Origin of the sequence: Flavobacterium sp. FPG59 (assembly GCF_002150205.1) — a bacterium.
Lineage (GTDB): Bacteria > Bacteroidota > Bacteroidia > Flavobacteriales > Flavobacteriaceae > Flavobacterium.
This window is the reverse complement of record NZ_MTCA01000186.1, coordinates 1-6,006: the sequence shown is the minus strand read 5'-3', so window position 1 is coordinate 6,006 and position 6,006 is coordinate 1. Positions and strand designations below refer to the sequence as shown.

Genomic DNA, 6,006 nt, shown 5'->3' with positions numbered 1-6,006 from the left:
CACTTGGGATGGTTTTAAGCTGATCGTTTTCTAGGTACAATGATTTCAACATGGGTAATTTTGCCAAAACATCAAGTGTTTTAGGAAGATTCATCTTTGTTTCATCATTTAGTTTTATTTCTTCAAGGAATTCTAGATTAGCAAAATCACTAGGAAGAACATCAAAGTCGTTACCACTTAAATCAATTGATTTTAATGTTTTTATTTTGGTAATACCACTTGGAATTTCTTTTAGATGGTCATTTTTTAAACTTAAATATTCAAGATTAATAAATTTAGACCAGTCTACACCATCAAGTTTAAGGTTTTGATTACTCAAATTCAATCGATAGATTAGTTCTGGAGTTTTTAAAGCGTCATTAAGATCATTAAACTCTCTATTTTTATCATTCTTAATTTGACTCCATAGACTAGTTGTGCACAAAAGAACGAGGGCAGAAAGAAAGTATGTTTTCATGATTTTGATTTTTATTTATACAAAAGTACATCATAATTAATAGTAATACTTTTATTTTTGATTATTTAACTTTAATTTAAGATGTGGTTACTCTTTAAACTAGAGAGTGCTGTTAACAAAAAAAGAGGCTATTCAAAATACTTTTGAATGCCTCTTTCTTATTAATTATTGTTAGTTATAGTGGGACTTACCGTTTTTACCAGGAGCGCCATTTTTACCTTTCTCGGTTCCTATTGCATTTGAGCCATCTTGTCCGGGTGTACCATTCTTACCTGATCCTAATGAGCTGCAACTATATAAAGTTATAGCTAATAGCGCAATCATATACTTTTTCATAATAGAGAATTACAAGTCATTACCGCAGGTTTTTCAATACCCATCAATTCAAGTATTGTTGGGGCTATGTCTCCCAACACACCATTTTTAATCATAGTTAAGTCCTTATCTACTAGAATTAGTGGGACTGGATTTGTGGTGTGTGCTGTATTTGGACTTCCATCAGGGTTAATCATTGTTTCGCAATTGCCATGGTCAGCAATTACAAGCGTGGTGTAATTGTGAGCGAGCGCTGTAGTGATAACTTTTTCAACGCATTGGTCTACGGCTTCACAAGCTTTTATTGCTGCGTTCATGATACCTGTATGTCCTACCATATCTCCATTGGCAAAGTTTAAGCACACAAAATCAACTTCCTCTTTTTCAAGTTCTGGAATAAGTGCCTCTGTGAGGTCATACGCGCTCATTTCAGGTTGTAAATCATAGGTAGCTACTTTCGGAGAGTTTTTTAAGATTCGGCTTTCGCCAATAAAAGGCAGCTCTCTACCACCTGAAAAGAAAAAAGTAACATGTGGATATTTCTCTGTTTCAGCAATTCGGATTTGTTTTTTGCCAGCTTTTTCGAGAACTTCACCCAGTGTTTCAGTGATGTTGTCTTTATTGTAAACTACTTTTACGTTTTGATACGTTTCATCATAATTGGTTAGGGTTACATAATACAAATTAAGCTTGTGCATGTTTTGTTCATGACAATCCATTTGTGATAATACCTCTGTTAATTCTCTGCCTCGGTCTGTTCTAAAGTTAAAGAAAATAACTACGTCATCATCTTCAATTACAGCAATTGGTTCATTGTTGTTGGTAGTGATTACGGTTGGGTTAATGAATTCATCAGTAATATTTGCCTCATAACTTTCTTGTATAGCCTGTACAGCATTAGTGGCAGCAGTTCCCTTTCCGTTTACTAGTAAATCATAAGCAAGTTTGACTCTTTCCCAGCGTCTATCTCTATCCATAGCATAATACCTACCAATAACCGATGCTATTTTAACAGAAGTGTTGCTAATGTATTCTTGCAAATCTTGAATGTAATTTTTTCCTGATTTAGGATCTACATCACGACCATCAGTAAAGGCATGAATATATACTTTCTCTAAACCATATTCTTGTGATGCATCAATCAATCCTCGTAAATGCGAAGTATGTGAGTGTACACCACCATCTGATACTAGACCAAGAAAATGTACTTTTTTATTGTTGGTTTTGGCATAAGTAAAGGCATCTACTAGCACCTGTTCTTGTGCTAAAGTGCCGTGTGAAACGGCCAAGTTAATTTTGGCTAAATCTTGGTACACAATTCGGCCGGCACCCAGATTCATGTGACCTACTTCACTATTACCCATTTGTCCTTCTGGAAGCCCCACATTTAAGCCATCTGTGCGTAATTGTGCGCTTGGGTATTTGTGATATAAACTGTTTATAAAAGGGACATTTGCATTATCTATTGCAGATACTTTTGGATCAGGTGATTTACCCCATCCGTCTAGTATCATAAGAATTACTTTTTTGTTCATCGTTTTAGTTTTAAACAAAGATAAAGTTTTTCTAAAAAGGATAAAGCACCTGTGTTTCACTATTGCAAAATCTTGAATAATCCCCGTAAATATTGATTATTTAAGGATATAAACACCTTGTTTTCAATTTAACTGCATTTAAAAATAATTTTTTACAGAGTTGTAATCAATGAAATAGCGCACACTAATAGAAAAAACGTGACTTAAAGCTTCGTTATTTAACAATTGGGTTACATTGTTTTCAAAATTCTTATTGATGGTTCTTTCACGTGCGGCTGCATTATTTCGGTATAAAATAGAAATTTGGCTTCCGGGAGCAAACCACCAAGTGTAGGATACGTCAGCATTCCACGAGTAAAAACTAGAATTTTTATTGGTGTTGTATCCTCTAAAATCTAGTAATCTGCCGTTCTGTTCAAGGGATAAAATATTTTTATTATCGGCATAAGACCAGTAATGACGCAAAGCAATATTAAAAGTCATCTGACTGTTCAAAGCATACTTTCCTGATAAAGTGTTAGAGTATGTAACTACATTTCTATTGGCAAAGACTATAGTTGGAGGTATGTTTATGCTTGGATCCGTATCTGAAAAAGTGTCTATATATCCTTTATTGTTATTCTGTCTAAAAAAATTGAAATTATGAGCTAGTGTAAATTTGTCATTAAAACGGTATCTAGGACCAAAAGAAAAGCCATACGTTTCTCTTCCAGCTTCATTAAATATAGCATACGAAGGGTTGAAATCAATAGCAAAATTGTTATTGTAATTAGTAGATATGTATAGAAATCCTCCTATTCGTTGCGGTATAATTACAAATCTATTTTCAGCTCTTGGTTCATAATAATCGTATGATTCTAGTGGGTTGCTATTTAACCCAAAACCAATGTAATGATTTTTTCTAGTATCAGAGTTTATTTGAAAATTAACATTGTTAGATTGTATTTTTCCAGTTTCTTTTTGAAATTGTGTGTACACATTTAGCCTTGTGTTAAAGGAGTTAAAATATTTAGTAGGGTTTAAAATTCTATAACTCGCATTTCCATATACACTGTAATAATTGGTTTGAAAGTTGATCCCTAAATCATTATTATCAAAATCTTTTGTCATGATTTCAGCCCCCATGCCATAGCGGTATTTACCACTTGTTTCTGAAAAATTAAGTTGAGAATAGATCCCTTTTTTATCCTCGGCTGCATTTATAAAACTGTATTTAAAATCTCCGGCTAAATTATAAGTGTTTTTCTTAGTGTTTAAATCCCATGCTAGTGCAGTAACGTTTCCATCTCTAAAACGCCCATTTCTAGTTACATTGGTATTAATAAATGCCACTGAGGAATTTTTGCGAAAGCGCTGGTCTAGCACCAGTACATTATAATTTGCTAACGGTTCTACTACTTGTTCTCGTGTAGCGCCAGTTTCGGTGTTACGAATCGATGCGGTTGTTTTCTCGGTAACAGCATTCAATATTCCCACACCTAGTCCACCCTTGGTTCTGCCTGAAACTTTAAAAGCATTAATTAAGTTTACAGAGGCAGGACTAGCATCAATTACCTCATTAGTTGCTAAGTTAGGTCTAGTGCTTGGGCTTCCGCCAATACGCCTCGAATACAGTAAATTCCCTTTGCTAAACAAATCTGTTCCTTCAGTAAAAAATGGTCTGTTTTCATTGAATTGCTGTTCAAACGGGCCTAAATTCAAGATCTGATCGTCAAATTTTGTTTGTCCAAAATCAGGAATCAAAATCATATCTAGCGTAAAAGCATCGTTAATACCGTATTTTAAATCCAGTCCGCCTTTAAGTGTGCCATATGTTTTTTGTTTAGCATTGGCATTTACATAAAAAGAGGAGTAAGGCAATAAGAAAAGCCTAACGGGTGGTTTGATGTTTTCAATACCTTCCAGAATGCCGTTTTGTTGTGTAAAAGTCCCTAGTTTTGAATCAATAAAATTCCAAGAATATTTATAACGATCTCTTCTTACTTCTCTAAAAAAGTTCAGTCCCCAAGTTTGTTTGTTTTCTGCTGAAAAGCGAAGTGCAGCATACGGAATTCGCATTTCTACAACCCAGCCTTTATCAGTAATAACAGCCTTGCTTTCCCAGACTGCGTCCCAAGAATAATCCTCTCCATTTGAATCAGTTGTAATACAATCGGCTTGACCATCAGCAGCATTTACAAAAAATTGAAAATCTTGTTGACCATCATTAAATCCATTTATAAAAACCCCAAAAATATCCGAAGTTCCAAAATCATCTCGCTGTGTGATCTCTCTTAAAATTTTACCAGGATTTTCATCATTCATCAGCGCACCTATATATATTGCATCATTGTCATACAATACTCTAACTTCTGTTTTCTTAGATTCAGGAATTGGCTTTCCGTTATCAGGTTCAAATGTGATAAAATCGCCTGCTACAGCTGCTGAGTTCCAAATAGCTTCATTTAGTTTACCGTCAATTTCTATTTTTTCAGAAATGAATTTGGTTCGTAATGTTTTCTTTTGGCTGTAGCCAATGAAAGAAAGTGAAATAAAATAAAATAAAAATAGATTTTTCATGTACTGATTGAGGCTGATTGATGATTAAAACCGGTTTAGATGTAAAGCTCAAGACCTCTACAGATTCATAGTTTGTCATAATAGACTTGCTTTATCTTGTTTTGTTACACTTTTCATAAATTAATAACCAAAAAAAAGTAATCATTATTATTATGGATTAAAATTGAGAAAAGAAATCAGGTATAACGGTGCTGCTCTCCATCTAAAACGGAAGTAAGGAATGTAGGGAATAGTGGTATAAAACATTCATTATCAAGTATTTTTTAAATAAAAATATGTTAAATCCGTTGAATGACATGTTATTATGTTTAATTTTGCGACTCCAAATTCAATTTTAACCCAATAGACTCGAATGATTTATCCGATGCTACCTACTATTTTATTGCTTTTATTTACTTCATTGACAGAAAAACCACGTTTTGTTGATAAGTCCACAAGCAATCACAGTGTATACGCAAGTAATACTGTACCTACAGAAGAATCTAAAATGGAACAAGTATACCGAAGTTTGCATTCGGATCGTTTTTCATTACCTAAACTAGTAAGCTTTACTGAGGCTCTCAAAGGATATTATTCTTTAAAAGAAAAAGGAATTATTAAAAAAGAAATACTAACCATTATTGATTTTAGTATTTCCTCAAATGCTAAAAGACTTTGGGTGATAAATATTGAGACCGGTGAAATTTTATTTCACTCCCTTGTAGCGCATGGTCGTAACACCGGTGAAGAGTATGCTTCTCAATTTTCTAATGCTTCAGAATCGTATAAAAGTAGTTTGGGTTTCTATGCCACTGGCGAAATTTATACAGGAAAACACGGTATGTCAATGCGTCTGGATGGATTAGAAAAAGGAGTAAATGATAATGCTAGAGCACGTGGCGTTGTTATGCATGCCGCTGATTACGTATCTGATTCTTTTATAAAAAACAATCAACGCTTAGGCCGTAGCCAAGGATGTCCAGCAGTTCCTGCAGAATTATCTAAAGAGATCATCAATACGATTCAAAATAAATCTTGTTTTTTTATTTATCATCCTTCAAGAACAACAGTTTTTGGAAGTAAAAGCATTTCGTAATGCTTCATAAAAATAGGTAGGAACACTTATTGAGTTGTGTTTTTTATCTTATTGGTGCTTAAAAC

At 33.9% G+C, this 6,006-nt stretch carries 5 protein-coding genes; 1 reads left to right on the top strand and 4 read right to left on the bottom strand.

Annotated features, from left to right (window positions below; genetic code table 11):
* From FPG59_RS13000 to FPG59_RS12990, 4 genes are all read right to left on the bottom strand, one after another.
* Positions 1–457, bottom strand: a 457-nt coding sequence (locus FPG59_RS13000; RefSeq protein WP_086455017.1) for a hypothetical protein, incomplete at its 3' end; no start/stop codon positions are given.
* Positions 458–628: 171 nt separating this feature from the next.
* A complete protein-coding gene (locus tag FPG59_RS16665) occupies positions 629–793 on the bottom strand; it encodes a hypothetical protein (RefSeq protein ID WP_176330749.1) in 165 nt (54 codons plus the stop codon).
* Positions 790–2,307, bottom strand: coding sequence for a 2,3-bisphosphoglycerate-independent phosphoglycerate mutase (gene gpmI / locus FPG59_RS12995; RefSeq protein ID WP_086455016.1), 1,518 nt, complete (start codon positions 2,305–2,307; stop codon positions 790–792). The genes FPG59_RS16665 and gpmI overlap by 4 nt, the downstream gene beginning before the upstream one ends.
* Before the next feature lie 138 nt (positions 2,308–2,445).
* The gene (locus tag FPG59_RS12990) at positions 2,446–4,866 is read right to left on the bottom strand and encodes a DUF5916 domain-containing protein (RefSeq protein ID WP_086455015.1); all 2,421 of its coding nucleotides are present in this window, start codon (positions 4,864–4,866) and stop codon (positions 2,446–2,448) included.
* 352 nt (positions 4,867–5,218) lie between these two features.
* Between FPG59_RS12990 and FPG59_RS12985 the strand changes: the two genes are divergently transcribed.
* Positions 5,219–5,941: a murein L,D-transpeptidase catalytic domain family protein gene (locus FPG59_RS12985; protein ID WP_086455014.1), complete on the top strand. Its 723-nt coding sequence runs from the start codon at positions 5,219–5,221 to the stop codon at positions 5,939–5,941.
* Positions 5,942–6,006: the final 65 nt, after the last annotated feature.